The organism is Acidiferrimicrobium sp. IK (assembly GCF_025499425.1).
Classification (GTDB): Bacteria; Actinomycetota; Acidimicrobiia; order Acidimicrobiales; family Palsa-688; genus Acidiferrimicrobium.
This window is the reverse complement of record NZ_JAIMCB010000008.1, coordinates 63,172-89,215: the sequence shown is the minus strand read 5'-3', so window position 1 is coordinate 89,215 and position 26,044 is coordinate 63,172. Positions and strand designations below refer to the sequence as shown.

Annotated in this window: 26 protein-coding genes, 3 tRNA genes and 1 pseudogene; 16 read left to right on the top strand and 14 right to left on the bottom strand. The window is 71.6% G+C overall.

Annotated features, from left to right (window positions below; all coding sequences use genetic code 11):
- Positions 1 to 207 precede the first annotated feature (207 nt).
- Together K6U06_RS14345 and K6U06_RS14340 are read left to right on the top strand one after the other, a co-directional pair.
- Positions 208 to 2,256 (top strand): S8 family serine peptidase, encoded by a 2,049-nt coding sequence (locus tag K6U06_RS14345; protein WP_262322632.1) that lies wholly within the window; start codon positions 208 to 210, stop codon positions 2,254 to 2,256.
- Positions 2,257 to 2,375: 119 nt separating this feature from the next.
- Positions 2,376 to 4,367, top strand: coding sequence for a SpoIID/LytB domain-containing protein (locus K6U06_RS14340; RefSeq protein WP_262322631.1), 1,992 nt, complete (start codon positions 2,376 to 2,378; stop codon positions 4,365 to 4,367).
- Positions 4,368 to 4,404: 37 nt separating this feature from the next.
- Here the strand turns inward: K6U06_RS14340 and gmd are convergent, their stop codons facing one another.
- Genes gmd through K6U06_RS14310 form a run of 6 tightly spaced genes read right to left on the bottom strand, consistent with a single transcriptional unit; the run spans position 4,405 to position 9,765 of the window.
- On the bottom strand, positions 4,405 to 5,379 hold the full coding sequence (gmd, locus tag K6U06_RS14335) for a GDP-mannose 4,6-dehydratase (RefSeq protein WP_262322630.1): 975 nt from the start codon (positions 5,377 to 5,379) through the stop codon (positions 4,405 to 4,407).
- Positions 5,380 to 5,416: 37 nt separating this feature from the next.
- Positions 5,417 to 6,052 carry an HAD-IB family hydrolase gene (locus K6U06_RS14330; RefSeq protein WP_262322629.1) on the bottom strand — a complete coding sequence of 212 codons (636 nt, stop codon included), beginning with the start codon at positions 6,050 to 6,052 and terminating at the stop codon, positions 5,417 to 5,419.
- Entirely contained in the window at positions 6,049 to 6,810 is a 762-nt protein-coding gene (locus K6U06_RS14325; RefSeq protein WP_262322628.1) for a decaprenylphospho-beta-D-erythro-pentofuranosid-2-ulose 2-reductase, read from the bottom strand. The genes K6U06_RS14330 and K6U06_RS14325 overlap by 4 nt, the downstream gene beginning before the upstream one ends.
- A complete protein-coding gene (locus tag K6U06_RS14320; protein WP_262322627.1) occupies positions 6,807 to 8,222 on the bottom strand; it encodes an FAD-binding oxidoreductase in 1,416 nt (471 codons plus the stop codon). The genes K6U06_RS14325 and K6U06_RS14320 overlap by 4 nt, the downstream gene beginning before the upstream one ends.
- Before the next feature lie 5 nt (positions 8,223 to 8,227).
- Positions 8,228 to 9,157 carry a decaprenyl-phosphate phosphoribosyltransferase gene (locus K6U06_RS14315; RefSeq protein ID WP_262322626.1) on the bottom strand — a complete coding sequence of 310 codons (930 nt, stop codon included), beginning with the start codon at positions 9,155 to 9,157 and terminating at the stop codon, positions 8,228 to 8,230.
- A 56-nt stretch (positions 9,158 to 9,213) separates the two neighbouring features.
- Entirely contained in the window at positions 9,214 to 9,765 is a 552-nt protein-coding gene (locus tag K6U06_RS14310) for a dTDP-4-dehydrorhamnose 3,5-epimerase family protein (protein ID WP_262322625.1), read from the bottom strand.
- A gap of 56 nt (positions 9,766 to 9,821) precedes the next feature.
- On the opposite strand from K6U06_RS14310, the gene K6U06_RS14305 reads away from it, so the two are divergent.
- Positions 9,822 to 10,664, top strand: coding sequence for a DUF3097 domain-containing protein (locus K6U06_RS14305; protein ID WP_262322624.1), 843 nt, complete (start codon positions 9,822 to 9,824; stop codon positions 10,662 to 10,664).
- Between the two features lies 1 nt (position 10,665).
- Here K6U06_RS14305 and mgrA read toward each other — a convergent pair whose 3' ends face one another.
- The gene (mgrA, locus tag K6U06_RS14300) at positions 10,666 to 11,691 is read right to left on the bottom strand and encodes an L-glyceraldehyde 3-phosphate reductase (protein ID WP_262322623.1); all 1,026 of its coding nucleotides are present in this window, start codon (positions 11,689 to 11,691) and stop codon (positions 10,666 to 10,668) included.
- A 154-nt stretch (positions 11,692 to 11,845) separates the two neighbouring features.
- On the opposite strand from mgrA, the gene K6U06_RS14295 reads away from it, so the two are divergent.
- Positions 11,846 to 12,394: a VOC family protein gene (locus K6U06_RS14295; RefSeq protein WP_262322622.1), complete on the top strand. Its 549-nt coding sequence runs from the start codon at positions 11,846 to 11,848 to the stop codon at positions 12,392 to 12,394.
- Between the two features lie 48 nt (positions 12,395 to 12,442).
- Here the strand turns inward: K6U06_RS14295 and K6U06_RS14290 are convergent, their stop codons facing one another.
- Positions 12,443 to 13,081: a carboxymuconolactone decarboxylase family protein gene (locus K6U06_RS14290; protein ID WP_262322621.1), complete on the bottom strand. Its 639-nt coding sequence runs from the start codon at positions 13,079 to 13,081 to the stop codon at positions 12,443 to 12,445.
- A 144-nt stretch (positions 13,082 to 13,225) separates the two neighbouring features.
- On the opposite strand from K6U06_RS14290, the gene panD reads away from it, so the two are divergent.
- Positions 13,226 to 13,639, top strand: a complete 414-nt coding sequence (gene panD / locus K6U06_RS14285) for an aspartate 1-decarboxylase (protein ID WP_262322620.1) — start codon at positions 13,226 to 13,228, stop codon at positions 13,637 to 13,639.
- 36 nt (positions 13,640 to 13,675) lie between these two features.
- On the opposite strand, the gene K6U06_RS14280 is transcribed toward panD, so the two are convergent.
- Positions 13,676 to 14,128, bottom strand: coding sequence for a DUF1707 domain-containing protein (locus K6U06_RS14280; RefSeq protein WP_262322619.1), 453 nt, complete (start codon positions 14,126 to 14,128; stop codon positions 13,676 to 13,678).
- Positions 14,125 to 14,406, bottom strand: a complete 282-nt coding sequence (locus tag K6U06_RS14275; protein WP_262322793.1) for a PspC domain-containing protein — start codon at positions 14,404 to 14,406, stop codon at positions 14,125 to 14,127. Before K6U06_RS14275 ends, K6U06_RS14280 begins: the two co-directional genes overlap by 4 nt.
- Here K6U06_RS14275 and K6U06_RS14270 point away from each other — a divergent pair.
- The 4 genes and pseudogenes from K6U06_RS14270 (at position 14,321) to K6U06_RS14260 (ending at position 18,086) form a co-directional block, all read left to right on the top strand.
- Positions 14,321 to 15,955: a PspC domain-containing protein gene (locus K6U06_RS14270; RefSeq protein ID WP_316044721.1), complete on the top strand. Its 1,635-nt coding sequence runs from the start codon at positions 14,321 to 14,323 to the stop codon at positions 15,953 to 15,955. The two genes, K6U06_RS14275 and K6U06_RS14270, sit on opposite strands and share 86 nt — an antisense overlap.
- Before the next feature lie 56 nt (positions 15,956 to 16,011).
- Positions 16,012 to 16,620, top strand: a complete 609-nt coding sequence (locus K6U06_RS14265; protein ID WP_410051052.1) for a LuxR C-terminal-related transcriptional regulator — start codon at positions 16,012 to 16,014, stop codon at positions 16,618 to 16,620.
- An 873-nt stretch (positions 16,621 to 17,493) separates the two neighbouring features.
- Positions 17,494 to 17,670 (top strand): annotated as a pseudogene (locus K6U06_RS24720) (type II toxin-antitoxin system HicA family toxin); the annotation flags it as partial.
- Positions 17,667 to 18,086, top strand: a complete 420-nt coding sequence (locus K6U06_RS14260) for a type II toxin-antitoxin system HicB family antitoxin (RefSeq protein ID WP_262322616.1) — start codon at positions 17,667 to 17,669, stop codon at positions 18,084 to 18,086. The pseudogene K6U06_RS24720 and the gene K6U06_RS14260, both read left to right, overlap by 4 nt.
- A 33-nt stretch (positions 18,087 to 18,119) precedes the next feature.
- Here the strand turns inward: K6U06_RS14260 and K6U06_RS14255 are convergent.
- Both K6U06_RS14255 and K6U06_RS14250 read right to left on the bottom strand, forming a co-directional pair.
- Positions 18,120 to 18,191, bottom strand: a tRNA-Lys gene (locus K6U06_RS14255).
- A 55-nt stretch (positions 18,192 to 18,246) separates the two neighbouring features.
- A tRNA-His gene (locus K6U06_RS14250) sits at positions 18,247 to 18,323 on the bottom strand.
- Positions 18,324 to 18,443: 120 nt separating this feature from the next.
- Here K6U06_RS14250 and K6U06_RS14245 point away from each other — a divergent pair.
- Together K6U06_RS14245 and K6U06_RS14240 are read left to right on the top strand one after the other, a co-directional pair.
- Complete coding sequence (locus tag K6U06_RS14245; protein WP_262322615.1) at positions 18,444 to 19,379, top strand: RNA polymerase sigma factor RpoD/SigA; 936 nt, start codon at positions 18,444 to 18,446, stop codon at positions 19,377 to 19,379.
- 148 nt (positions 19,380 to 19,527) lie between these two features.
- The gene (locus K6U06_RS14240; RefSeq protein ID WP_262322614.1) at positions 19,528 to 21,114 is read left to right on the top strand and encodes a methyl-accepting chemotaxis protein; all 1,587 of its coding nucleotides are present in this window, start codon (positions 19,528 to 19,530) and stop codon (positions 21,112 to 21,114) included.
- A gap of 152 nt (positions 21,115 to 21,266) precedes the next feature.
- Here K6U06_RS14240 and K6U06_RS14235 read toward each other — a convergent pair whose 3' ends face one another.
- Positions 21,267 to 22,127 (bottom strand): helix-turn-helix transcriptional regulator, encoded by an 861-nt coding sequence (locus tag K6U06_RS14235; protein ID WP_262322613.1) that lies wholly within the window; start codon positions 22,125 to 22,127, stop codon positions 21,267 to 21,269.
- A gap of 102 nt (positions 22,128 to 22,229) precedes the next feature.
- On the opposite strand from K6U06_RS14235, the gene K6U06_RS14230 reads away from it, so the two are divergent.
- The 5 genes from K6U06_RS14230 (at position 22,230) to K6U06_RS14210 (ending at position 25,274) form a co-directional block, all read left to right on the top strand.
- The gene (locus K6U06_RS14230) at positions 22,230 to 22,922 is read left to right on the top strand and encodes an SDR family NAD(P)-dependent oxidoreductase (protein WP_262322612.1); all 693 of its coding nucleotides are present in this window, start codon (positions 22,230 to 22,232) and stop codon (positions 22,920 to 22,922) included.
- A 137-nt stretch (positions 22,923 to 23,059) separates the two neighbouring features.
- Positions 23,060 to 23,133, top strand: a tRNA-Arg gene (locus K6U06_RS14225).
- Positions 23,134 to 23,167: 34 nt separating this feature from the next.
- Positions 23,168 to 23,800: a 5,6-dimethylbenzimidazole synthase gene (gene bluB, locus K6U06_RS14220; protein WP_410051051.1), complete on the top strand. Its 633-nt coding sequence runs from the start codon at positions 23,168 to 23,170 to the stop codon at positions 23,798 to 23,800.
- 45 nt (positions 23,801 to 23,845) lie between these two features.
- Positions 23,846 to 24,460 (top strand): TetR/AcrR family transcriptional regulator, encoded by a 615-nt coding sequence (locus tag K6U06_RS14215; RefSeq protein ID WP_262322610.1) that lies wholly within the window; start codon positions 23,846 to 23,848, stop codon positions 24,458 to 24,460.
- A 43-nt stretch (positions 24,461 to 24,503) separates the two neighbouring features.
- Complete coding sequence (locus K6U06_RS14210; RefSeq protein WP_262322609.1) at positions 24,504 to 25,274, top strand: hypothetical protein; 771 nt, start codon at positions 24,504 to 24,506, stop codon at positions 25,272 to 25,274.
- On the opposite strand, the gene K6U06_RS14205 is transcribed toward K6U06_RS14210, so the two are convergent.
- The gene (locus K6U06_RS14205) at positions 25,275 to 26,042 is read right to left on the bottom strand and encodes an alpha/beta hydrolase family protein (RefSeq protein WP_262322608.1); all 768 of its coding nucleotides are present in this window, start codon (positions 26,040 to 26,042) and stop codon (positions 25,275 to 25,277) included.
- Between the last annotated feature and the right edge of the window lie 2 nt (positions 26,043 to 26,044).

The window sequence follows — 26,044 nt, the reverse complement described above, 5'->3', positions numbered from 1 at the left end:
CCTCCGAGCCCACGGCCACCGTCGACGTCCACCGTCCATCGCCGGCCGCCGCCTGCCTTCCGCCCCTGCGCCATCAGTGGCGGCGCGCCCACGACCTCCCGGCCCGCACGCCATACTCTTCCCCTGGCGCGCCGGTGCGCCTCCCGTCCCACCTGCGGGCGGCAGCGGCTCCGACGAGGGGATGTGCGGGTGCAACGAGTGCCATTGGTGACTGCCAGGCGGGTGGGCGTCGCGGCGGTGATGGGCCTGGCCCTGCTAGCCCCCTTCGCTACGGCCAGCGCGGCCGGGGCGACACCGGTGAAGGTCCCCGATGTGCAGCTCGTCGTCAAGCTGGCCGGCGCTTCTGCGGTCCACTCGTCGTCGGTGCTGGGCGGGCTGCCCGGATCCACCCCCGCAGGGTTGCCGGGCGGGCGCTGGACCCTCCACGTCCCAGACGGGGAGGTGGCCGCCACCCTGGCGCAGCTCCGCGCCGCCCCGGGCGTCGAGTACGCCACCCAGGTCCGCACGGTGCACGCCACCAACGTGACCAGCCCCAACGACGCCTGCTACCAGCCGTCGGGTTGCACCGCGCTCGACGGGGGCGGCCCCGGGTCGGTGCAGGTCACGCAGTCTGACCTCCGCCAGATCGGGGCGCCGGCCGCGTGGGCGGTGACCAACGGCAGCAGCGCGGTCACCGTCGCGGTGCTCGACACCGGGGTGGACGGGCTCAACCAGGACCTCGGCAACGTCACCGTCGGCCCGAACCTGTGCGCCGGCGACGACACCCTCTGCGCAGGGGCCACCTCGCCCGACACCGACCTGCCGCCGGTGACCGGCAGCAACGAATCCGGTCACGGGACTCACGTGACGGGGACGATCGGCGCCACGACCAACAACGGCACCGGGGTCGCCGGCCTCGGGATCAACACCCACGTCGAGACCTACAAGGTCCTCGACGGCACCGGCACCGGCTCGACCGCGGACCTGGTGACCGGCATCTACGACGCGGTCAACGCCGGCGCCCGGGTGATCAACATGTCCCTCGGCAACAGCGCCTGCAGCACCGACCCGACCAACTGCGGGCCCGATCCCGACACCCAGGCCGCGGTGCAGTACGCGGAGGCCCACAACGTCGTCGTGGTCGCCGCGGCCGGCAACGACGGCGTCACCGGTGACACCTACCCGGCCAGCTACCCCGGCGTGCTGTCGGTGGCGTCGGTCAACGCGAACGACGTGACCTCGTCGTTCTCCGAGTTCGGCGCCGCGGCCAACATCTCGGCTCCCGGCGAGGGCATCGTCTCCACCTGGAACACCGGGACCGCCTCGTACTCGACGCTCACCGGCACGTCGATGGCCACACCGCACGTGGCGGCCGCGGCAGCGCTGGTCATCGCGGCCAACCCCAGCCTGTCCGCGGCGCAGGTGACGTCGATCTTGCGCGAGACCGCCAGCCCGGAGCTGGGCAACCCGATCAACGGCGGGGTGCTCAACGTCGGCAAGGCGGTGCAGGCCGCGGCGTCCGGAGGGGTCTACGAGGGCTACCATCTGGCCGGATCCGACGGGTCGGTGTACATCTTCGGGGCGGCACCCGACTTCGGTTCCCTGACCGGCCAGCACCTCAACAAGCCGATCGTAACAATCGCCGACAAGCGGGACCACACCGGCTATTGGATGGCCGCCACCGACGGAGGCGTCTTCCAGTTCGGCAGCGCCGGCTACTACGGGTCGACGGGCAACGTCCACCTCAACCAGCCGATCGTGGGGATGGCGGCCACGCCTGACGGCGGCGGCTACTGGCTGGTGGCCTCCGACGGCGGGATCTTCCAGTTCGGCGACGCCCGGTTCTACGGGTCGACCGGCAACGTGCACCTCAACCAGCCGATCGTCGGTATGGCCGCGACCCCCGACGGCAAGGGCTACTGGCTGGTGGCGTCCGACGGCGGGATCTTCGATTTCGGCGACGCCCGGTTCTCCGGGTCGACCGGCAACGTCCACCTAAACAAGCCGGTGGTCGGGATGTCCGCCACGCCTGACGGCGGCGGCTACTGGTTGGTGGCCTCCGACGGCGGGATCTTCCAGTTCGGTGACGCCACCTTCCACGGCTCGACCGGCAACGTCGCGCTGAACCGGCCGATCGTCGCGATGGAGGGCACCTCCGACGGCGCCGGTTACTGGTTGGCGGCGTCCGACGGCGGGATCTTCGACTTCGGTGACGCCCAGTTCCAGGGGTCCGCCGGCGGTTCCCCGATCCCGGCTCCGGTGGTCGGCATCAGCTGACGCGGGGAGCGCCGAGTCGGGCGAAGCGCCCGCCGGGGCTCAAGCCGGAGCCGGCCTCTGCCGATGTTCTACCCTGGGCCGGCTGGCCCGGGCGGAGTACGGACCTTTGGAGTTTGCGCGTGCCTCGTTTCGTCACTGGTGCTGCTGTGCTGACCGCGGCGCTCGTCGCCGCCGCCCCCCTCGCCGCCGGGCCGGCCTCCGCGGCGACGCCTGCCGCCGCCTCCGCCGGAGTCGCCGCGACCTCCGTGCCGTCGGAGCTGGCGCTGGTCGGCCACGGCTACGGCCACGGCCGGGGGATGGGCCAGTACGGGGCGTACGGCTACGCCCTCACGGGCTGGAACGTCAACCAGATCCTCAACCAGTACTACGGCGGCACGGCGGCCTCCGCCGTGAGCACCGCCCAGACCATCGATGTCCGCCTCGACGAGCTCGACAACGCGTCGACGATCACCGCGCAGGGCGCCACCGCCTACGTCGGGGGCGCCCAGGTCGCGACCGGCCCGGTCACCGTCACCCGGGTCAACGGCTCGCAGCTGTCGGTCAACGGCGCCCCCGCCCAAAGCGGCGACGTCACCCTCGTGCCGAGCGGCGCCGGCCCGATCGTGCTCGCCATCCCGGGGGGTACCCGGGCCTACAAGGGCAACATCGTGGTGAAGGCTGCGCCGATCGGCGGTTACGCCCAGGTTTGGAACACCGTGGGTATCGAGGACTACGTCGCCGGCGTGGTACCGGCCGAGTCGCCGGCGTCGTGGGGCACCAACGGCCCTGCCGCTCTCCAAGCCCAGGCGGTCGCCGCCCGCTCCTACGCCCTCTCCTACGTCCGAGCGGCCGGTGGGCCGATCTGCGACACCACTTACTGTCAGGTCTACGACGGCGACCAGGACGCTGCGGGCAACCCGACCAACAGCGCCTACACCACCTACAGCGACGCCGCGGTACAAGCGACCGCCGGTGTGGTGCGCACCTGCACCGCCGCCGCATGCGGCACGCCTGGGCAGGTGGCGTTCACCGAGTTCTCATCTTCGACCGGCGGCTGGACGGCCGGCGGGGCGTTCTCCGCCGCGGTCGACGACGGTGATGGCGTGGCGCAGGCCGGCAACCCCAACCACGACTGGTCCCAGACGGTCCCGGCGTCGAGCATCGAGGCGGCGTGGCCGTCGATCGGGACCTTCGAGTCGATCACCGTCACCGCCCGCAACGGTCTCGGTGACCTGGGCGGCCGGGTCAAGTCGCTGGTCGTGTCCGGCACCGCCGGCTCCGTGACGGTGAGCGGCGACAGCTTCGCCGCCAACCTGGGGCTGCGCTCCGACTGGTTCGCGCCGACCAACGTCGGGCGCCCGAGCGGCGGGCTCGACGGTTACTGGCTGCTCGGCTCCGACGGCGGCGTCTACCCCTTCGGCGGGGCCGTCAACTACGGCTCGACGAAGGGAGCGGCCCTCAACGCCCCGGTCCTGGCCATGGCCCCCACCGCCGACCAAGCCGGCTACTGGCTGGTGGCGGCCGACGGGGGGATCTTCCAGTTCGGCGACGCCCGCTTCTACGGGTCGACCGGCAACGTGCACCTCAACCGGCCGGTGATCGGCATGACCGCCACCGCCGACAGCGCCGGCTACTGGCTCTTCGCCGGTGACGGCGGCGTGTTCCAGTTCGGTGACGCCGGGTTCTACGGGTCGACCGGCAACGTGCATCTCAACCAGCCGATCGTGGGGATGGCTCCCACCCCGGACGGCAAGGGGTACTGGCTGGTCGCCTCCGACGGCGGGATCTTCGATTTCGGAGACGCCGGGTTCTACGGGTCGACGGGCAACGTGCACCTCAACCAACCGGTCGTCGGGATGGTCCCGACCGCGGACGGCAAGGGCTACACGCTGGTGGCCCGCGACGGCGGGATCTTCCAGTTCGGCGACGCCAAGTACTACGGGTCGCTCCCGGGTATCGGCGTGAGCGACACCGTCGTAGCGGTCGCGCCCACCGCGGACGGCGGCGGCTATCTGATCCTCGGCGCCGGCGGGACCGTCTACCCGTTCGGGGACGCCCCGAGCTACGGCAACGGCAACAGCGCCCCAGGCTGGCCGGGCCGGGCGCTCGACATCTTCGGCCACAAGGGCTGACCCCGTCGGCGCCGGGCGCTGAGGCCCCGGGCCAGGGTCAGGAGGCGGTGGACGCCTCGAGCGCCGCCATGTCGGAGTCGACCATCATCGTGATCAGCTCCTGGAACCCGACCTCGGGCTCCCAGCCGAGCGACTTGGTGGCCTTGGCCGGATCGCCGATCAGCAGGTCGACCTCGGCCGGGCGGAAGTACACCTCGTCGACCTCGACGTGGTCCTCCCAGTTGAGGCCGGCGTGGCCGAACGCGACCTGGCACAGCTCGCGCACCGAATGGGTCTCGCCGGTTGCGACGACGAAGTCGTCGGGCTGGTCTTGCCGCAGCATCAGCCACATGGCCTTGACGTAGTCACCGGCGAAGCCCCAGTCCCGCTGGGCGTCGAGGTTGCCGAGCTTGACCTTTTCCTGCAGGCCGAGCTTGATGGCCGCCACCGAGAACGTGATCTTCCTGGTGACGAACTCCAGTCCCCGCCTGGGGCTCTCGTGGTTGAACAGGATGCCGCTGCTGGCGTGGAGGCCGTAGCTCTCCCGGTAGTTGACCGTCATCCAGTGCCCGTAGAGCTTGGCCACCCCGTACGGGCTGCGAGGGTAGAACGGCGTCTGCTCCCGCTGCGGGACCTCCACCACCTTGCCGAACATCTCGCTGGAGCTGGCCTGGTAGAAGCGGATGCTCGGATCGGTGAGCAAGATCGCGTCGAGCAGCCGGGTGACGCCGAGGGCGGTGACCTCGCCGGTGAGGACCGGCTGGTTGAACGACGTCTGCACGAAAGACTGCGCCGCCAGGTTGTAGACCTCGCTCGGCTGGTACTTGCGCAGGACCCTGATCATCGACGCCTCGTCGAGCAGGTCCGCCGGCTCGAGGGTGATGCTGGTGCCCAGATGGCTGATCCGCTCGAAGGTCGGCGTGCTGCTGCGCCGGTGCAGGCCGATGACCTCGTAGCCCTGGTCCAAGAGCAGCTCGGCCAGGTAGGAGCCGTCCTGGCCGGTGATGCCGGTGATGAGTGCGCGACGGGACATCTCCACAGTCTGGCCGACAGCGGCGGCGCCTGTCCCGCTACGGCGACGCCGGGGGCTTGGCCCGCCGCCCCACGCGCATCGGGTGGTCGGCCATGGCCAGCATCTCGGTGTCGCCGGCGCTGTCGCCGTAGGCCCACAGCTCGACGGGCTCCTCGCCGATCGCCGTCCGCAGGCGGACCGCTTTCTCCTCGCCGCGCACGTTGGCGCCGAGGAGCCGCCCGGTCAGGTGCCCCGCCGCGTTGACCTCGAGGCGGGTGGCGATGACCTCGTCGAAGCCGACCGCGGCGCCGAAGGGCTCCAGGTAGGCGGCGAGGGACGCCGACACCAGGACCAGGCGGTGACCCCGGGAGCGGTGCCAGTCGAGGCGCTGGCGCATGGCGGGGCGGATGCGGTGCTGCAGGCCGGGGCCGTAGGCGCGGCCGTGACGTTCGACCGTGTCGGCGTGGACGCCGGCGAGGATCCGCGACAACAGCGCGGCCTTGGCGGCGTCGCGCCCGCCGTGGCGGTAGGCGCCGGCCATGGCGGGGGTGGACGCGCCGATGGCGGGCAGGGCGCGGGGTCCGAGGAGACGTCGGAGAAAGGGGGCCAGGCTGTCGCCGGGGACCAGCGTGCCGTCGAAGTCGAACGCGGCTACCCCGGGCCGGGCGCCGCTGCGGTCGGGAACCGCGCTCACACGGGCAGTCGCCGCCAGAGGGGGCGCGGCAGGTGACGGAACGCGGCGAACACGAAACGCAGGGTGCCTGGCACCCAGATCAGCTCCTTGCCGGACGCGATCGCTGATGCGGTGGCCTTGGCCACCGCTTCGGGGGTGGTGGCCATCGGGGCGGTGTCCATGCCGGCGGTCATCCGGCCGGTCACGAACCCGGGGCGGACGATCAAGACCCCGGCGCCGGTACCGGCCAGAGAGTCCCCGAGACCCTGGGCGAAGCCGTCCAGGCCGGCCTTGGTCGAGCCGTACACGAAGTTGGCCCGCCGGACCCGCTCGCCGGCCACCGAGGACAGCACGACCAGCGTGCCGTGCCCTTGGGCCCGCAGCCGCCGCGACACCACCAGCGAGATCGACACCGCCCCGACGTAGTTGGTCTGCGCGACCCGCACGGCGCTGTCCCCGCCGGCCTCCGCTTCCGCCTGGTCACCGAGGAGCCCGAACGCCACCACGACCACGTCGAAGTCACCGGCGAGGGCCCACGCCTTCTCGGCGAACGCCTCGTGGCTGTCGGTGTCGGCCGCGTCGAACGGCAGGGTCTCGACCCGCCCGGCGCCGGCGGAGCGCACCTGGGCGGCCGCCGCGTCCAACGCGTCGGGATGGCGCCCGGCGAGGACGACAGTCGCGTGGCGGGGACCGGCCAGCTCGGCTGCGATGGCCACGCCGATCTCCGACGCGCCGCCTAGGACGAGGACCGACTGCACGGCGCCGAGGGCGTCTTTCACGATGGGAACGCTCCGTTGGGGGGTGTCGAGCCGGCCCGCGGCAGGGGATCGAGGATCGGCAGGCGGCGGGCCAGGTCCGACTGCATGCGGCGCTCCGGGTCGAGGCGGTCCCGCACGGCCCGCCACTCCGGCAGCCTCGGGTACATCGCCTCCAGCAGCTCGGGGCGCAGGCGGGAGTCCTTGGAGAGGTACACCCGTCCGCCGGCCTCGATGACCATGTCGTCGAGGCGGTCGAGCAAAGGAGCCAGGCCGGCGGCGGCCGCGGGGATGTCGAGGGCCAGCGTCCAGCCCGGGGAGGGGAACGACAGCGGCGCCGGGTTGGACGGCCCGAAGCGCTTCAACACGGCCAGGAACGACGCGCAGCGGGCGTCGCTCAGCGCTTCGATGGCGTGGCGCATGGTCGACTCGGCGCCGTCGGGGACCACCATCTGGTACTGCAGGAACCCCCGCCGGCCGTAGATCCGGTTCCATCCCGACACCATGTCCAGGGGATGGAAGAAAAAGCTGGCCGGGACCAGGTGGCCCTCCGCCTTGGCCGGCGCCTTGCGGTACCAAACCTCGTTGAACGCGGCGATGGTCCACCGGTTGAGCAGGCCGTTGGGCGCCCACCGCGGGGCCGACGCCCGGTCGAAGGGCGCGAACGCGAGCGCCCGGGCCGGGGACCGTTTGCCTGCCGGCAGGTCGTCGAGGGCGGCGTGCTCACCGAACTCCAGGATCGAGCGACCGAGCGTGGCGCCCCGGGCCAGGCAGTCGATCCACGCCACCGAGTAGCGATGGTCGCGGTCGGATTCGACCATCCGGGCCATCAGCGTGTCGAGGTCGCGGAGGCGTTCGCTGTCGACTCGCATCATCGCGGTCTCGACCGGCAGGAGCCTCATCGTGGCTTCGAGGATGACCCCGGTCAGGCCCATCCCGCCGGCGGTGGCCCAAAACGCGTCCGGGTCCTTGTCGGGCGCCACGGTCAGCACGCCCTCCCCGGGCGTGTCGATCACCATCGACTCGACGTTGGCGCCGAAGGTCCCGTCGCGGTGATGGTTCTTGCCGTGGATGTCCGACGCGATGGCGCCGCCGATCGTGACCTGGCGGGTTCCGGGCGTGACCAGCGGCCAGAAGCCGAGGGGCAGCAGGGTCCGCATCAGCCAGTCCAGGCTGGCGCCGGCTTGGACCCGGACCCGGCCGGTCTCCAGGTCCAGGTCGAGGATGCGGTCCATGCCGGTGGTGACCACCACGTCGCCGCCGGCGTTTTGCGCGGCGTCGCCGTAGGAACGGCCGAGGCCCCGGGCGATCACGCCGCGCGGTCCGGCGCCCGCCGCGGCCTGGCGGGCCGCGGCGGGGTCCGTCGCGTCGATGATCCTCGCGGCGGTCGGCGCGGTCCGGCCCCACCCGGTCAGCAAGGCTCTGTCCGACGTCATCGCGGTCAGCTGGCGTAGACGCCGAGGGCGAACAGCACGGCCCACACCAAGCCGAGCACCTGCAAGGACCGGTCGGAGAGCACCAGGTCCTCGGGTTTCGCGCCTTGACCGCTTTCGACGAGGAACGTGTAGCGCAGCAGCGCCACGATCATCGGGACGATCGACAGCTGGTACCAGATCGGGTCGGCGTGGTGCTGCAGGGCCGTCTGCAGGCTGAAAGCCCACAGGCAGTAACCGAAGATGGCGCCGGTGGCGGCGATGCCGAGCACGGTGCGCAGGAACGTCGAGCTGTACGCGTCGAGGGTGGCCCGGTGCGCGCCGCGGTCGTGGCCGAGCTCGGCGTGCTCCGCCACCCGCTTCCCGGCGACCATGAGAAGGCTGCCGAAGGTGGCGACGACGAGGAACCACTGGGAGATGACCACCTCCGCGGCGACGCCGCCGGCGATGGCCCGCAGCACGAACCCCGACGCCACCGCGGCCATGTCGTAGATCGGCTGGTGTTTCAGGTAGTAGCTGTAGGCGAACTGCACGGCGACGTAGATCGCCAGGACCACGGCCAGGTGCCAGTTGATCAGCGCCGAAAGCGCAACGCCGGTCGCCAGCAGCCCCACCCCGAGCGCGTAGGCCAGGCGCACGTTCACCACGCCCGACGCGATGGGGCGCAGCCGCTTGGTCGGATGGGCCCGGTCGGCGGCCACGTCGAGCGCGTCGTTCAGGAAGTAGGTGCCCGACGCGACGACGCAAAACAGCGCCAGCGCAGCCAGGGACCGGCCGAGCGGACCGCCGTGGGTCAAGACCCCAGCGGCACCGGGCGCGGCCAGGACCAGCACGTTCTTGGTCCACTGTTTCGGGCGGGCCAGGCGGACCAACCCGATCGCGAGTGACGTCCCGGAGCCGGAAGCAGCCACGTCGGGCGTAGGAAGGACCTTGCTCACAACGTGTCGATGCTAGTGGCCGTGACCCCCGCAGGGGCGCACACCCTCCGGGCTGGTCAGGTCCGCAGCTTGTAGTACGGAGTGCGGCCCGGGTCCAGGGCGTCGCGGGCCGGGTTGTGCTGGTCGCGGGCGGAGAGGATGGGGTCGCTCACCCCCCAGTCTGCTCCGATCGCCGGGTCGTCCCAGGCCACCCCCAGCTCGTCTTCGGGGTTGTAGTAGCTGTCCACCAGGTAGGTGACGGTGAGCTCGGTGAGCGACGCGAACCCGTGGGCGACTCCCGGCGGGATGAACACCCCCCGGCAGTTGTCGCCGCTCAGCTCGAGCACCTCCGTCGCCCGGTCGGTCGGGGAGCCCTGGCGCAGGTCGTGGAGGACGACTCGGGCGGTCCCGCGGGGGACCAGCCAGTAGTCGGCCTGGTGCAGGTGGTAGTGGAGGCCGACCACGGCCCCGGCCGCCTTGTCGGACCGGTTGCCCTGCACCATCTCCCGGCCGAGCGGGAACCAGCTCCGGCGGTAGGTCTCGTAGAACCGTCCTCGCTCGTCGCCGTGACCTTCCGGGTCAACGGTCCACACGTCGGCGATCACGTCTGAGGGCGTCAGGACAGGCATGGGCCGGCAGCCTAGGAAACCCCGGCCGGCGGCGGGATCCCCCTAACCTCTCGAGGATGGCGAGACGCCACGACTCAGGGGCCGGTAGCGGCCCGAACGGCGGGATCCTCTCAGGCCCGATCGACGGCGACTGGAGAGCCAGGCGCCAGATCCCCTCGGTGGAGGCCACGACCGGGTTGCTGGTCACCCACCTGGCCTCCCGGTTCAAGGGGGCGGTCGCCCGCTTCGAGCCCGACGGGATCGTCCTGCGCTCGCCCAACACCGGCATGGAGCGCCTGTTCCGGCTGCTGCCGGGCGCGTTCGCGCTCGGCCAGGAGACGGTAACCCTCACCCGGCCGCTGCCTCCCAAAGCGTCCCGCCCGGGCCGCACCGCGTCGGGATCGGTCGCGGTCAAAGCCGCCCCGGCCCGGGTGGCGCGCGCCAGCCGGATCCTCGTCGAGGGCGTCCACGACGCCGAGCTGGTCGAGAAGGTGTGGGGCGACGACCTGCGCATCGAAGGGGTCGTGGTGGAACGCCTGGACGGGATCGACGACCTGGCGTCGGTGATCGCCGGCTTCGCTCCCGGCCCCGACGCCCGCCTCGGGATCCTGGTGGATCACCTCGTGCCGGGCAGCAAGGAGCAGCGCCTGGCGGCCAGCTGCGAGGGTCCCCATGTGCGCATCGCCGGCACGCCCTACGTCGACGTGTGGCAGGCCATCCGCCCCGCGGTCGTCGGCCTCGGGTCGTGGCCGGCGATCCCCAAGGGCCGCCCGTGGAAGGAGGGGATCTGCGAGGTGTTCGGAGTCGAGTCGCCGGGCCGGCTCTGGAAGCAGCTGCTCGGGTCGGTGAGGACCTACGCCGATCTCGAGCCGGCGCTGGTGGGGGCCGTCGAGTCCCTCATCGACTTCGTCACCGAGTGACTCACGCGCTGGCCGGCGCCCGCCACAAGTCGATGTCGCCCTGGTCGAGCGCCCAACGGTCGATCTCGGCGAGTTCCTCGGCGCTGAAGGCCAGGTTGTCGAGGGCCGCGACGTTCTGCTCGAGCTGCCCGACGCTGCTCGCCCCGAGCAGCACCGACGTCACCCGCGGGTCGCGAAGCGCCCACGCGACGGCCATCTGCGAGAGGCGCTGGCCCCGGCCGCGGGCGATGCCGTCGAGGGCCCGGACCCGCTCGAGGTTGGCGTCGCTCAGCATGTCGGTGGACAGCGACGACCCCTTCGACGCCCGCGACCCCTCGGGGATGCCGTCGAGGTAGCGGTCGGTGAGCAGCCCCTGAGCCAGCGGCGAGAAAGCGATGCAGCCTACACCGGAGTCGCCGACGACGTCGAGGAGGCGCTCCTCGATCCACCGGTTGAGCATCGAATAGGACGGCTGGTGGATGAGCAGCGGGGTGCCGAGCCGCCGGAGCACCGCGACTGCCTCTGAGGTCCGCTCGGCGGAGTACGACGAGATCCCCACATACAGCGCCTTGCCCTGGCGCACCGCGCTGTCGAGCGCGCCGAGCGTCTCCTCGAGGGGGGTGTCGGGGTCGAAGTGGTGGTGGTAGAAGATGTCGACGTAGTCGACGCCCATGCGCGCCAGGCTCTGGTCCAAGCTGGCGAGCAGGTACTTGCGTGAGCCCAGATCGCCGTACGGGCCGGGCCACATGTCCCACCCGGCCTTGGTGGAGATCACCAGTTCGTCGCGCAACCCCGCGAAGTCCTCCCGCAGGATCCGGCCGAAGTTGATCTCCGCGCTCCCGTAGGGCGGTCCGTAGTTGTTGGCCAGGTCGAAATGGGTGATCCCCAGGTCGAACGCCCGGCGCAGGATCGCCCGCTGCGCGTCGATCGGGCGGTCGTCGCCGAAGTTGTGCCATAGGCCGAGCGACACCGCCGGCAGCCGGAGGCCGCTGCGGCCGCAGCGCCGGTAGGTCATGGACTGGTAGCGGTCGGCGGCGGGCACGTACATGTCGAGTCTCTACCCCGTCGAGGCAGGTACCGACGGTTTGGACGCCTTCCTTCGGATGTGCCAGCCCGGCGCCATGTGCGACCATGAGGAAGCCTCCGCAGCCGGCGGGGGCCGCTCGGCGCCAGTCCGAGGGTGCACGGATCCTGGGGGACACGTGACCGACAACCGACCTTTCGCCGTCAGCGGCGTCAGCCACGTCGCTTTGGTGTGCAGCGACATGGCCCGCACCGTCGACTTCTACTCGGGGGTGCTCGGCTTCCCGCTGGTGAAGACCGTCGAGCTGCCCGGCGGTATGGGCCAGCACTTCTTCTTCGACATCGGCAACGGGGACACCGTGGCCTTCTTCTGGTTCAACGGGGCGCCGGCCGCCGCTCCTGGAGTGGCCGCCCCCGTCGCCCGCCCCGACAACGGAGAGTCCATGTCCGCGATCGGCTCGATGAACCACCTGGCTTTCTGCGTGGCTCCGGAGCGCATCGAGGAGTACCGGGCCCGGCTGGTCGAACGGGGCGTGGAGTGCTCCGAGGTGGTCAACCACGACGACAGCGAGGCGACCGTCAGCGTCGACAACCATCCGGGTGTCTTCGTCCGTTCGATCTACTTCCAGGATCCCGACGGGATCCTCCTCGAGCTCGCGGCGTGGACCCGCCCGCTCGGTCCCTCCGACGTCCGGCACCGCCCGGTGTCGGTCGCCGGCGCCGGCTGACCCCCGCCGGCTGACCCGCTCCGGCTGGTCCGGTCAGGACCGGGCGGCTCAGGCCGGTCCGGCGATGTCCAGACCGGCGACGGGCGCATCCCCGGGGGCGGGCACCTCGACGATCCGCTCCGCGACATCGTCGAACTCGGTGCGCAGCGCCCGGGACATTACAGCATGCTGCAGGTACATGGCGGTGATGTAGGTCAGCTCGAGGACCGCCTCGTCGCCGAGGAGGTCGTGGAGGGCGTCGAAGAGCCGGTCGGGCACCCGGCCGTGGTCGTACACGATGCAGTCGGCGTAGGCCAGCACCAGCCGCTCCGGCCGGGAGAAGCAGTCGGCGGCCTGCCAGCAACCGACCGACTCGATCCGCTCCTCGTCGACACCGAGCCCTCTCAGCGACTTGCAGTGCTGGGAGAAGACGAACTGGCTCTGGGCGGCCCACCCGGCCCGGGCCTGCCCCAACTCCCGAAGCACCGGGTCCAGTCGGCGCTCCGGGCTCTGGTACAACCGGAATCCCTGCACCGCGTGGGCCAGCACGCTCGCAGAGTTGGCGAACGTCGGCCACCAGTCGCCGCTGGTCCCCGTGGCGGTCCCCGGCTCCCGGACCGGGTCGCGCTCGCCGAAGAGGAAGTCGTACATCCCCCTGACCCGGTCGTCGTTGACTTCGTCGCGTGTCACCTGATGCAACCGGGGCATGCCGGCTCCTCCCCCAACGTGGACGCCAAAAGCTCCGCCGGAGGCTTGTGCCCTCCGCCGCGGATTTGCGATCGTAACCGGCGGGGGTCACGCGGCGGCCACAGGACGAGCCTGGGTCGACCGTCCACGCCTCGAGGAGGAACGTTGTACCGCAGCATGCTGAAGTCCAAGATCCACCGCGCCACGGTCACCCACGCCGACTTGCACTACGTCGGCTCGCTGACCGTCAGCGCCGACTTGATGGAGGCCGCGGACCTCCTACCCGGCGAGAAGGTCGACATCGTCGACGTCGACAACGGCAGCCGGCTGACCACCTACGTGATCGAGGGCCCCGCCGGTGAGGGCACCATCGGGATCAACGGCGCAGCCGCCCGCCTGGTCCAGCCCGGCGACACCGTCATCATCATCAGCTACGGCGAGTACTCGCCCGAGGAGCTGGCCGGGCACCGGCCGACCGTCGTGCACGTCGACGGGGCCAACCGGGTCGTCGCCCTCGGCGTCGACCCGGCCCGGCCGGTACCCGGCTCGGCCGACCTCAGAGGCGACCTCAAGGTGTGACACCGGCACTTTGAGCCGAGCCGCCGGCGGGGCCGGCTACCCGTGATGGTCGTGGTGATGGTGGTGGCGGCGCCGGCCGAGCACCGCCAAGGCGATGAGCCCGACCAGCAGCCAAGGGACCCGGGGGTGGACGACGTGCGGCAGCGCGCTCGAGGCCAGGATGAGCAGCGCCACGACGATCGCCGCTACTCGCCAGCCTCGGCGCCCTCGGCGCGGTCCCGGCGGGCGCTCCGCCGGGGCCGGGTGGCGGGGCGGGAGGTCGTAGAGCAAAGCGTCGAGGTCGGCGCGGGTGACCGCGGCGCGTGCCCGCGCGGCGCGCTGGTCGAAGGTCGGCTCGTCGAGGCGCCCGTCGGACCAGTGGGCGATCAGCGTGGCGATGACCTCCTCGCGCTCCGCGGTTGACACCCGCAGCGCGGCCGCGTCCGGTCCCGAACGCGGCGCCCACCACGGGGGGCGAGGCGGGGAGTGGTAGTCGTGAGGGTGGCTCATGCTCGGCTCCACCTGGCGGCCAGGTCGTCGGCCAGCGAGTCGTCGCGGCCCTCCTCCGGCAGCAGCACCCACGCCGCGAGGTAGGCCGGAACGCCGAGGCCGGCTACCAGGGTCAACACCACGAACGCCAGGCGCACCGCGCTGACGTCGAGGTCCAGGTAGTCGGCGACGCCGGCCGCCACCCCCGCGACCATGCGGTGGTGGGGGCAGCGGCGCAGGCGCCGGGGGGAGGGGGGCGGTCCCGGTTCGGGGGCGGGGCTGGCGGCGGCGTTGGTCATGTCGGTCACGGTGTCCACGCTGCGCCTGCCGGCAGCGGCCCGCAATCGGGGATGCCCCCGACCCCACCCTGACCGGCGCAAGGGGGTGGCTAAGGGTGAACCCCACTGGTCCCCCGCGGGGGCAGGCGCGACGATTGTGCTCATCTCCACGCCGCGCTGGCCCCCGCCGGCCCCGCCGGGCCGCCCCTCCGACACCTCGACGCCGGCCGTGCCGACTTGGGCGGGACCCGGCGGCGGGCGGCGCGACCGGCACTGGCATGACGGTCGCGGCCGCCGATGGGCGGGTCCCGCGGCTCGCTGGCGACGCGGGCGCTCCGACGGGGGGCCGCTTCGGCGCCGACCCGAACAAGCCCTGCTCGGAGGGTTGGCGTCGGGGGTGGCGGCCAAAACCGGGTTCGACGTGACCTCCGTACGCGTCGCCTTCGCCCTCGCCAGCCTGGCCAGCGGGATCGGCGTCGCCGCCTACGCGGTGGCCTGGCTGGTGATACCGGCCGAGGGGCAAGCCCAGCCGATCGGCCGCAGCGCCCTCATGGACAAGCGCGGCCTGGCGCTCACCGGCGGGCTGCTGCCCGTCCTCGGGGTGCTGCTCCTCCTCGCCTCCGCGCTCGGAGCCGGATGGCTCGGAGCCCCGGCGTGGCCCGCGGCGGTGACGTCGGGCTGCCTGGTCATGATCTGGCGCAACGGGACCGGCGCCGACCGGGACGCGCTGCGCCGGGTGGTCCAGCCGATCGCCGCCGCCGCCAACGTCGGCGCCGGGTCCAGACGGAGCCTTCTGTGGCGGACCGCGGCCGGCGTCGTCGCCGCGGTGGCCGGCGTCGCGATCCTGGCGTCGGGTCGACACCGGCCGATTGCGGTGCCCCTCGTCGGCGTCGCCTTGGTCCTGGCCGCACTGGTGGTGCTGCTCGGCCCGTGGTGGTTGCGGGTGGCCAGGGAGCTGATGGTCGAACGCCAAGCCCGGATCCGGGCCGAGGAGCGCGCCGAGATCGCGGCGCGAGTCCACGACTCGGTGCTGCAGACCCTGGCCCTGATCCAGCGGTCGGCGGCGGACCCCGCACGGGTGGCTCAGCTGGCCCGGGCCCAGGAGCGGGAGCTGCGGGCGTGGCTGTTCGAGGGGCGCTCCCCCGGCGACGTGCGGGCCAGGTCGGCGACGGTGGCGGGGGCGGTGGCGGTGATACAAGCCGAGGTCGAACGAGAGCATGGAGTGGTGGTCGACACCGTGGTTGTCGGCGACGCCCCCCTGACCTCCGGGCTCGAGGCGCTGATGGCCGCAGCGCGCGAAGCGACGGTCAACGCGGCGCGCTGGTCGGGGGCGCCCAGCGTGTCGCTGTTCGCCGAGGTGGAACCGCAGCGAGTCTCGGCGTTCGTCCGCGACCGCGGCTGCGGGTTCGACCGGCGCGCCGTGGGCGCCGACCGGCGGGGTATCAGCGAGTCCATCGAAGGCCGCATGGCCCGATGCGGCGGCCGGGCGTCGATCCGCTCCGCGCCCGGGGAGGGCACCGAGGTCGAGCTCACCGTCGCGACGGCCAGCCGGGTCGGGGACGCCCCGTGACGCCGCAGACCCCGGCGGGAGCGCTGCGCGTTCTGCTGGTCGACGACCACGAGTTGATGCGGGCCGGTGTCCGGGCCGGGCTGGGCGAGCACGTCGACTTGGTGGGGGAGGCCGACGACGTCGGGCCGGCGGTCGAGCTGGTCGTGGAGCGACGCCCCGACGTGGTCTTGCTCGACGTGCACCTGCCGTCCGGCAGCGGCGCCGACGTGGTCCGCCTGGTCGGCGACCGCAGCCCCGGCACCCGCTTCCTGGCCCTGTCGGTGTCCGACGCCCCCGAGGACGTCATCGCGGTGATCCGAGCCGGAGCCCGGGGTTACGTCACCAAAGCCATCTCCGGGCCCGACCTGCACGACGCGGTCGTCCGGGTAGCGGGAGGCGACGCGGTCTTCTCGCCCCGCCTCGCCGGTTTCGTCCTCGACGCCTACGCCGCCGACCCCGGGCCGTCGTCCCCGCCTCCCGACCAGCCCGGCCTCGACGCGCTCTCCCCGCGCGAACGTGAGGTCCTGCGCCTCATCGCCCGGGGCTACACCTACAAAGAAGTGGCCCGGGAGCTGGCGATCTCGGTCAAGACCGTCGAGAGCCACGTCTCCGCCGTGCTGCGCAAACTGCAGCTCTCGACCCGCCACCAGCTGTCGAGGTGGGCCGCGGAGCGCCGCCTAGCTTGACCTGCGGAGTTGTGGTGCGCCCCCCGGCATCGCACCAGCGCCAGACCGCCGGCTGGCTGACGCCGAGGCGCCGAGGGCGAGGGTCGTCTGGTTCAGGCGGGTGAAGAGCCGCCACCCCCCGGCCCCGGTTCCCGACCTCCTCGACGCGTGTCGACCAGTGAATGCGTGTCTACCAGTGCAACCGGCCCTCGGCTACCGCCTGAGCGAGTGCCTTTTCGCACGTGGGCCGCCGGGCCCCGAACCACGGATCCAACCGGCTTGGCGTCCGGCGGAGGACTCGTCAAGGAGTTCGCCTCGACCGGGCACGGAAACCGCAAAGACTTCAGCGCAACCCAGCCGCCGACGACCGCTGGCGGGGCCTCTACCACGAACCCGCGGAGGACGAGCCCGCCGCCATGCTTGGCTCGCTGATCGCCCGCGCCGAGGCGCAAGTACTTCGCCTCTCTGTCCTCTACGCCCTAGCCGACAGCTCCAAATGGATCACCGCGGAGCACCTGAACGCCGCGCACGCCTTCTGGCGCTACTGCCGGGCATCCACAGCTCACATTTTCGCCGACCACACAGATGACCCAGACGCCGCCCGCGTCGTCGCTGCCATGCGGGCCGCCGTAGGGACCCTGTCTCGCGCCGAGCTTCGCACGCGTTCAGCGGGCATGTACCCGCCCGCACCTGGACCGGTGTCTCGAGCGCCTGGAGGCCCACGGGCGGATCAACCGTCTGGTCGTACGCACCGCCGGCCGGCGTCGCCAGGTGGAGGCATGGTTCGGCTCGACTCGTCCCTCCGCGCCCGCCGACCTACCGACCCCGTCTATCGCGATAGACAGCAATCGTCTACTACGGTACGGTGTGGGTGGGATCTAGCGAGAACTTCGCCGCCGGCTTCGCCAGCTCGGCTGCGAGGAACTCCGCCAGAGCGGCTCGCACCTGGTGGTTCAATGCGGCACGTGCAGGACCGTCGTCCCCATCCACGGGGGCGTCATCCCGACCGGGACGCTACGGAGCATCGAACGAGACCTGGAGCCCTGCCTCGGAAAGGGATGGCTGCGATGACCGCGACCACGACCTACACCGCCGTCTACCAGCGCGACGCCCACGGCATGTGGCTCGTGGAGCTCCTCGAGGAGCCTCGCGTCCACACCTACGGCCGGACCCTGGCCAAGGCCCGGGACAACATCCGGGATGCTGCGGCTCTGTGGTTCGAGACCGAGCCCGACGCGCTGCCGCTCGTCGACGACGTCCGCCTGCCGGCCAAGGTGCGCACCAGCACTGCCAAGGCACACCAGGCGCGTCTGCGGGCGACCGCAGCGCAGGAGGAGGCGGCGGCGGCGACCAAGGCCGCAGCCGTAGCCCTGGTGCGGGACGGGCAGTTGTCGGTTCGCGACGCTGCAGAGGTCCTCGGCCTGTCACACCAGCGGATCCAGCAGCTGGTCCTCCCCGCCGGCGACCGGCGGTCAACCCACCGCTGAGGACGCTCCGCAGCCCACCTGACCTGCGCTTTGTGCGCCCCCTGGGATTCGAACCCAGAACCTGCGGATTAAGAGTCCGTTGCTCTGCCGTTGAGCTAGAGGCGCTTGGGGATACCACCCTAGCGGAGCGACATCTCGCCTCCGCGGCGGGTGGACCCGGTGGGGTGACCGAGGGGACTTGAACCCCCGACCTCCAGGGCCACAACCTGGCGCTCTAACCAACTGAGCTACGGCCACCAAGGAGCAGACAGTCTGCCACAACCGCACCGCCCGCACCGGCGGCGCCCGTCGGGAGATCGGAGGTGTCGTCTTGGCCGGGTGGGGGTAGACCCCAGCTACCTACGCAGAGGGGAACCCATGGGGAAGGCTCGATCTGAAGCTGGTGAGCAGGACCTGGTTCGTTTGTACCTCGACGGCATCGGCCAGTACCCGCTCCTGACCAAAGACGACGAGGTCCGTCTGTCTCAGCTGATGGAGGCCGGGCGGGCGGCCGCCGCGGCGCTCGACAGCGGCGAGAAGCTGACCGCGGCCAAGAAGCGGGAGCTGCGCCGGGTCCGAGGGGAGGGAGCGGCCGCGACCGAGGAGTTCGTCAACGCCAACCTCCGCCTTGTGGTGTCGATCGCCAAGAAGTACCAGTCGGCGGACATGCCGCTCCTGGATCTCATCCAGGAGGGCAACCTGGGGTTGATCCACGCCGTCGAGAAGTTCGACTGGCGCAAAGGGTTCAAGTTCTCGACCTACGCGACGTGGTGGATCCGTCAGGCGATCGGCCGGGGGATCGACAACACGTCTCGCACCATCCGCCTGCCGGTCCACGCCGGCGACCAGATCCGGCGTCTGCTGCGGATGCGAGGCCAGATGGAGGGTGAGCTCGGCCGTTCTCCCACCCCCGCCGAGCTGTCCGAGGCGATGCAGATGCCCGAGGAGCAGATCACCGAGCTGCTGCAATACGGTGCCGAGCCGGTCAGTTTGGAGGCTCCGATCGGCACCGACGGGGACACCGAGCTGGCCGACATCGTCGCGGACATGGCGGCCCCTTCACCCTTCGACGTGGTCGCCAACGCCATGCTGGGCGGGGAGATCGACAAGCTCCTCGCCCCCTTGGACGAGCGGGAGCGGGAGATCCTTCGCCTCCGCTACGGCCTGGACCGCGGCGACCCGCGGACCCTCGAAGAGGTGGGAGCCGTACTTCAGCTGACCCGGGAACGGATCCGCCAGATCGAACGCACCGCGCTCTCCAAGCTCCGTCATCCCTCCGCCGACACCGGCGCCCACGACCTCCTGGCCAGCTAGAGCCGGTCGCGGAAGGCGTCAGCGTCCCGTCGCGCCCACAGGTGTCGCGATGCGAAACTAGCTCAGGTCACCTACCTCCCCCGCCGAAGCGGTAGGAGCCCCGCCTCGCCATGAGGGGGCCCTTAACCCTTCCACCATGGAGAGATAGATGAAGGACCTGAGCCCCAACTGGTTCCGCAACAGGGGAATCCTGACCCGCTTGCTGATGGCCTTCGTCGCCGTCAACGTGCTGACTGTGGTGCTGGGTGTAGTGGCCTTCACCCAGCTGGCGTCGCTGCGATCCTCCGCCCGGGCCATCTCCGACAAGGCCGTTGCCCCGCTGCTGGTAGCCCACGACGCCAGCATCAGCGACGCCCAGGCCATCTCTGACGGCCTGGCCGCCCAGGTGTACCCGGCCCTACAGGGCCAGCTGGTCCCGGCGTCGGCGGCGCTGTACGCCAAGGTCCCCAAGGACCTCGCCACCCTCAAGGCCATGGGCCTCTCCCCGAAGGTGGAGGCGGCGGTGACCGCAGTTGGCACTGCGTTCGACGCCTTCGACCAGTACGTCCATCCCAAGACAACGGCGGCCCCGACCGCCGCCGGGCTGCAGCAGGCGGTGGCGGCCAGCAACAACCTCAGCACCTCGCTCGACACCCTCGTGTCGACCCTCAAGGACTCGTCGGCCACGACCATCGCCGGCGCCAACAGCAGCTACGACTCGGCCGTGAAGATCGTGATCGCGGTGCTCGTGGCCGCGGTGCTCCTGTCGCTGGCCCTGGCGGTGCTGGTCGCCGGTAGCGTGGTCAAGCCTCTCCGCCGGACAGTCACCGTGCTCAAGCGGGTGGCCGACGGCGACCTGTCAGCTCGCCTCGACTACAACTCCGCCGACGAGATCGGCGTTATGGCGGCCGCGCTCAACCAGACCCTCAGCCACCTGGGCGGGGTCATCTCGGCGATTTCCGGCGCGGCCCACCAGCTCAGCCAGACCTCGTCGCAGTTCTCCACCACCAGCGAGAGGTCGGCGCTCTCCGCCCGCGACCTGGCCAGCGAGACCGACCACGCAGCCGGCGGTGTCTCCACCGTCGCCGAGGGCATCTACACCGTGGTCACCGGTTCGGAGGAGATGAGCGCCTCGATCAAGGAGATAGCCACCAGCGCCCAGGAGGCAGCGGAGATCGCCGCCTCGGCGGTGACGGTGGCCAGCGACACCGTCTCCACGATCCACCGGCTCGGCACGTCCTCCGAGGAGATCGGACAGGTCGTCAAGATGATCTCCACCATCGCCGACCAGACAAACCTTCTGGCCCTCAACGCGACCATCGAGGCGGCCCGCGCCGGCGACGCCGGTCGAGGGTTCGCCGTGGTGGCCAACGAGGTCAAGGAGCTTGCCAGCGAGACCGGGAAGGCCACCAGCGACATCTCGGCTCGGGTCAGCACGATCCAGGCTGATGTCACCGACGCCGTCGCTGCGGTCGGCCGGATCAGCTCGATCATCGAGCAGATCTCCTCCTACCAGACGGTGATCGCCAGTGCGGTCGAGGAGCAAAGCGCCACCACCAACACCATGGGGGACACGCTGCGAGACGTCGCCCTCAGGAGCCAGGAGGTCGCCTCCAGCCTCGGTCACCTCAACTCCAGCACCAACGACACGACCGCGACCGCCGCGGAGCAAGAGGCGGCCAGCGTCACGTTGACCAAGATGGCCGACGAGCTGGCCGGTCTCGTGGCGCAATTCCAAACCGGCACCAGCCGCTGACCCTCGGGCGCCGCGGCCGGTTGCGTGCTGACCGGCCGCGACCCCACCGGTCGGTGCCCTCGGCGAGGCCTCGCCGAGGGCACCTCAACCGGGTGGCGCTCAGCGCCGGGGCGCCGACCTCGGCGAAGTGCCGGCCGCTCGGGCGCCCAGGGTCAGCTGCAGTGCTCAACCCCGAAGCGTTGCAGTCCGATGGCGCCGAGCAGCGCGAGCGCCTCCTCGGAAGGCGAGCGCGGGGCGGCGGTGAACACGACGATGTGCAAGTCGCTGCCGTCGACTGACAGGTCGTCGCAGTCGAGGGTGAGCGGACCGACCTGAGGGTGGCGGAACCGCTTCTGGTGGGCGTGGCGGCCCGCCAGCTCGTGGCTGGTCCACAGCTGCTCGAAGCGGACGCTGTCGCCCCGAAGGTCCGAGACCAAGGCGGCGAGGTAGTCGTCGGCGGGGTAGCGGGACAAAGCGGTCTGCAGCTCGGCGACGAGGATCGCTTCGTCGTCGCCCAGCTCGTCTGCGGTCAGCACCCGGCTGGAATGCAGACCCATGAAACGTCGCCAGGCGAGCGTGCGCTCCCGACGGGAGGGGGCGGACGCCTCCGGGAACAGCGCCTGGGCCAGCAAGTTGGCGGCGATGATCTCCCGGGCGGCGGTGGTGATCAACACCGGCACGTCGGTGAGGCGGTCCATGAGGCGCTGCACGCTGGCGGGGATGTGGGTGGCGATCGCACCGGGGCCAGGCGGCGGCTGGTCGGCCAGACGAAACAGGTGGTCGCGCTCGATGTCTGAGAGGCGCAGCGCCCTGGCCAGAGCACCCAACACCGAAGCCGACGGGTGCAGAGCCCGTCCCTGTTCTAGGCGGGTGAGGTAATCCATCGACACGCCTGCGAGATGCGCCAGCTCCTCGCGCCGCAGGCCGCGGACCCGGCGCTGGCCGCCGGCCACAAGGCCCACGTCGCTCGGACCGACCCGCTCGCGGCACGACCGCAAACATGCGGCCAGCTCGCTGGTCGCCGTCGTCGCCATCCCATCGATGATCGCGCACGGCGCCGGCTTCGAGGTGGGCCTGTCAGTCCTAGGCAGCGCAGGCCTCTTGGGCCGGCGGCCGGGGCACTGCAAGATGGGCTGATGACAACGATGTTGATCACCGGAGCAAACAGGGGATTGGGGTACGAGGCGGCCCGCCGGCTGCTGGCTGACGGCCACGACGTGTGGATCGCGGCCCGCGACGGGTCCCAAGGCCGGGCTGCCGCCGAGACGCTCGGAGCCCGCTTCGTAGTCCTGGACGTCACCGACGACAAGAGCGTCGTCGCCGCCGCCGAGACGGTGAGGACCGCCACCGGCCTCGACGTTTTGGTCAACAACGCCGGGATCCAGGAGGGGCGCATACCTGTGTCCGAGGTCGACGCCGAGGTGATGGGCCGCGTCTACGACACCAACGTGTTCGGTCCGGTGCGCGTCACTCGAGCGTTCCTGCCGCTGTTGGAGCAGTCCTCGGCGCCGGTCATCGTCAACGTCGCCAGCGGGTTGGGATCCCAGACCGTCGTGGCCGACCCTGAGCGGGTCGAGTTCCACGTCAACGCCCTGGCCTACTGCTCCTCCAAGGCGGCGCTGCTGATGGTCACCACCCAGTACGCCAAGGCGTACCCAGGGATCAAGATCAACGCGGTCGACCCGGGCTACACGGCGACGGATTTCAACGGTCACAGCGGCCCGCAGACGGTGACCGAGGGCACCGACGCGATCGTCGCGATGGCGGTCATCGGCCGGGACGGGCCCACCGGCACGTTCAGCGATCGTCACGGCATCGTGCCGTGGTGACAGCCCGGGGCGGCGAACCGTCGCCGGAACCGGCACGCGCGTCTCACCTACGCTGAGCGCCGTGCCGGTCGTGGCCATCGTTGGTTCCACCTTTGGCGGTGGGCGAGACGGGTAGACACGCGGCGCAGAGTTTCCCAGCCCCCGTAGCTCAGTTGGATAGAGCGGCCGCCTTCTAAGCGGCGGGTCGCAGGTTCGAGTCCTGCCGGGGGCGCATGGATGGACACCCCCAAGCAACCGCCGACCCGATCGACCTGTACTCGGTCATAGGTCGCCGCCGGGACGTCCGGTGCGAGTTCACCGGCGGACCAGCCGATCCGTCCGTGCTGCAGCGGATCCTCGAAGCGGCCCACGCTGCGCCGAGCGTTGGCCTCACCCAGCCGTGGGACTTCGTGCTCATCGACGACCCCGGCCTCAAGGAGCGGTTCGCCGAGCACGTGGCCGGCGAACGAGACCGATTCGCCGCAAGCTTGTCCCCCGACCGGGCGCAGACCTTCTCCCACATCAAGATCGAGGGGATACGGGAGTCGTCGCTGTCGGTCGTGGTCACCTATGACCCGACGCGGGGGGCGCCGGCCGTGCTCGGCCGCTACACCATCGCCGACGCCGGGTTGTACTCGACGTGCCTGGCCATCGAGAACCTCTGGTTGGCGGCGACCGCCGAAGGCTGGGGCGTCGGATGGGTGTCTTTCTACCGGGAGCCGTTCCTCTCCGGTCTGGTCGGGCTGCCGCCCGCCGTGCGGCCGGTGGCCTGGCTGTGCGTCGGGCCGGTCACCCACCTGGAGGAGGTACCCGATCTGGAGCGGGCCGGCTGGCGGGCGCGCCGTCCCCTCGCCGAGGCCGTCCACCGCAACGGATGGGATCGGCCGTCGGCGGACTGACCTCCGCCGTCCCAGCGCCTCCTGCCCCCTCCCTAGACTGGCCGGGTGAGCAGGCCTCGAGCGCCCCGCACCGGGAGCCCCAACGAGCGGAGGGAGTCGCTGGTCGCCGCCGGCCTGTCCCTCATCGGGGAGGTGGCGCTCGAGGAGGTGGACGCGTTGGCCGTCGCCCGGCGCGCCGGGGTGTCCAAGGCGCTCGTGTACTACTACTTCCCGACCCACCGGGACCTGCAGGTCGCGGTGGTCCAGGCCGCGGCCGACGGCCTGCTGCGAGCCATCGACACCGACCCGCAGATGGCTGCCGCCGACCGGTTGGCTGCCGCGCTGGACGCCGGGATCGCCTACATCGAGGCCCAACCGCAGGCCTACCGGGCGTTGAGCCGAGGGGCCGCGTTCAGCCCGCAGCTGATGGAGGTCTTCGAGTACGCCCGCAGCGGGGTGGTCGACGCGCTGGCTCGGGGCATGGGCATCGCCGACCCGAGCCCGGCTCAACGGCTCTGCCTGCGCAGCTGGCTGGCGCTGGTCGAGGAGGCGGTCTTGCACTGGATCGTGACCGGTGCGCCGGTGTCGAGGGCCGAGCTGGTCGCCTACTGCCGCGACGTGGCGCTGTACATCGTCGCGAACCCTCTCGCTGCGCCTGTGGCGGCCGCAGCAGCCCACTGAGGCGTTCGGGCGGCGCGCCGCCGCGGTGGGCCAGACTGGACCCGTGAGCATCGTCGCGGTCACCAGGAAGGGTGAGGCCTACGCCGACGCGCTCGACTTGGCCATCCCCGGCCGCCTTGCCGGCCTCTACCTCGTCGGCTCGGCCGCGCTGGGTGACTGGCAGGAGAAGCTGAGCAACGTCGATGTCGTGGCTGTCGCCGAGCACTGGGACGAGGCGGCCATCGCCGCGTCGATGAAGCCGCAGGGCCTGCTCAGCGGCGGCGGACCATGCCGGGTGGCCTTCGTGACATTCGCTCACCTGGCGGTGCGTTCTTCGGAGCCCGGCCCGGAGTGCCGCGAGGGTGGCGCGACCATCGACCCGGCGGAGTTCGCCACCCCGCTGACGTGGACGATCATGGCCGAGGACGCCGTCTGCCTGCGAGGTCCGGAGTACTTCCCGGTGCACCACGACGAGGACGACCTTCGGTCGTGGGCGGCCGACCGCCTCGCCCGCCGGTGGGCCCCGTGGGCGGCCAAGGCGGGTCGGGTCCCCGGCCAGCTGTGGCGGCGGCGGGCGCTAGCCGAGAGCCTCCTCGAGGTGACCCGCCTCCACATAGCGGCCACCCGCGGCCAGGCAGTGTCCAAGCTGCGCTCCGGCTCGATGACCCTCGACGACGTGCCGGGCCACTTCCAGCGGGTCGTCACCGACGCCGTCGGCTACCGCCGCGGTTCTCGGACCTCGATGTACTGGGGCCCGGTGGAGCGCAAACACCACACCCTCGAGCTCATCGGCGAGCTGGCCCAGCGAGCCCGCGACCAGCTGCCGGAGGGCTGATCAGCCTAGGAGTGCCCGCAGCGCGTCGACCGTCGCCGGCCACGACGCCGCGGCCGGGTCGATGATCGCCATGTGATCGACCCCCTCGAGGGGCACGTAGCCGACGTCGTCGCCGAGCGCCGCGGCTCGCCGCTGGTACGACGCGCTCAATTCGGGTGGCACGGTGTCGTCGGCCAGCCCGTGGAGCAGCACCTGGGGCACCCCGAGCGGCAGCCGGGCTGCCGGCGACGCCAGGGCGTAGCGCTCGGCGCGGCGCTCCGGGGGACCGTCGAGGAGCGTTTCTACCGCTCCGTTCCCGAGTGACAGGGCGGCGGCCCGCTCCAGGTCGACCACGCCGGCCAGCGACACCGCACCCCGGACGCGCACACGCGGGTCTGCCCCTGGCGTCCCCGCCGGCAGGCCGGGCCGGCTTGCTGCCCACAGGGCGAGGTGGCCGCCGGCGGAGTGCCCGCAGGTCACCACCCGGCTGGTGTCGACCTCGGCCACCTCGGCGAGGTGGTCGATGGCCCGAGCGACGTCATCGAAGGTCCCGGGCCATCCCCCGCCTCCGCCGAGCGGTCCGGTCCGGCGGTATTCGATGTTCCAAGCGGCCCATCCCAGCTCGGTGATGGCGTCGGCCATCGGGCGCATGAGACGTTTGGTGTACATCGCCCGCCAGTATCCGCCGTGGATCACCACGACGGTCGGGACCGGCGTTTGGTGCTGCGCCGGCAGCCACAGCTCCGCCCGGTTGGCGTGGTGCGGCCCGACCCGCACGGGGCGGGGCACGG

Coding starts and splice junctions, on each gene's coding strand:
- K6U06_RS14270 (WP_316044721.1), top strand. CDS start 14,321: ATGCGGTGGTGGGGGCAGCGGCGCAGGCGCCGGGGGGAGGGGGGCGGT.
- K6U06_RS14260 (WP_262322616.1), top strand. CDS start 17,667: ATGACCGCGACCACGACCTACACCGCCGTCTACCAGCGCGACGCCCAC.
- K6U06_RS14280 (WP_262322619.1), bottom strand. CDS start 14,128: ATGAGCCACCCTCACGACTACCACTCCCCGCCTCGCCCCCCGTGGTGG.
- K6U06_RS14265 (WP_410051052.1), top strand. CDS start 16,012: ATGCGGGCCGGTGTCCGGGCCGGGCTGGGCGAGCACGTCGACTTGGTG.
- mgrA (WP_262322623.1), bottom strand. CDS start 11,691: ATGTACGTGCCCGCCGCCGACCGCTACCAGTCCATGACCTACCGGCGC.
- K6U06_RS14245 (WP_262322615.1), top strand. CDS start 18,444: ATGGGGAAGGCTCGATCTGAAGCTGGTGAGCAGGACCTGGTTCGTTTG.
- K6U06_RS14275 (WP_262322793.1), bottom strand. CDS start 14,406: ATGACCAACGCCGCCGCCAGCCCCGCCCCCGAACCGGGACCGCCCCCC.
- K6U06_RS14235 (WP_262322613.1), bottom strand. CDS start 22,127: ATGGCGACGACGGCGACCAGCGAGCTGGCCGCATGTTTGCGGTCGTGC.
- K6U06_RS14305 (WP_262322624.1), top strand. CDS start 9,822: ATGGCGAGACGCCACGACTCAGGGGCCGGTAGCGGCCCGAACGGCGGG.
- K6U06_RS14240 (WP_262322614.1), top strand. CDS start 19,528: ATGAAGGACCTGAGCCCCAACTGGTTCCGCAACAGGGGAATCCTGACC.
- K6U06_RS14310 (WP_262322625.1), bottom strand. CDS start 9,765: ATGCCTGTCCTGACGCCCTCAGACGTGATCGCCGACGTGTGGACCGTT.
- K6U06_RS14290 (WP_262322621.1), bottom strand. CDS start 13,081: ATGCCCCGGTTGCATCAGGTGACACGCGACGAAGTCAACGACGACCGG.
- K6U06_RS14230 (WP_262322612.1), top strand. CDS start 22,230: ATGACAACGATGTTGATCACCGGAGCAAACAGGGGATTGGGGTACGAG.
- gmd (WP_262322630.1), bottom strand. CDS start 5,379: ATGTCCCGTCGCGCACTCATCACCGGCATCACCGGCCAGGACGGCTCC.
- K6U06_RS14320 (WP_262322627.1), bottom strand. CDS start 8,222: ATGACGTCGGACAGAGCCTTGCTGACCGGGTGGGGCCGGACCGCGCCG.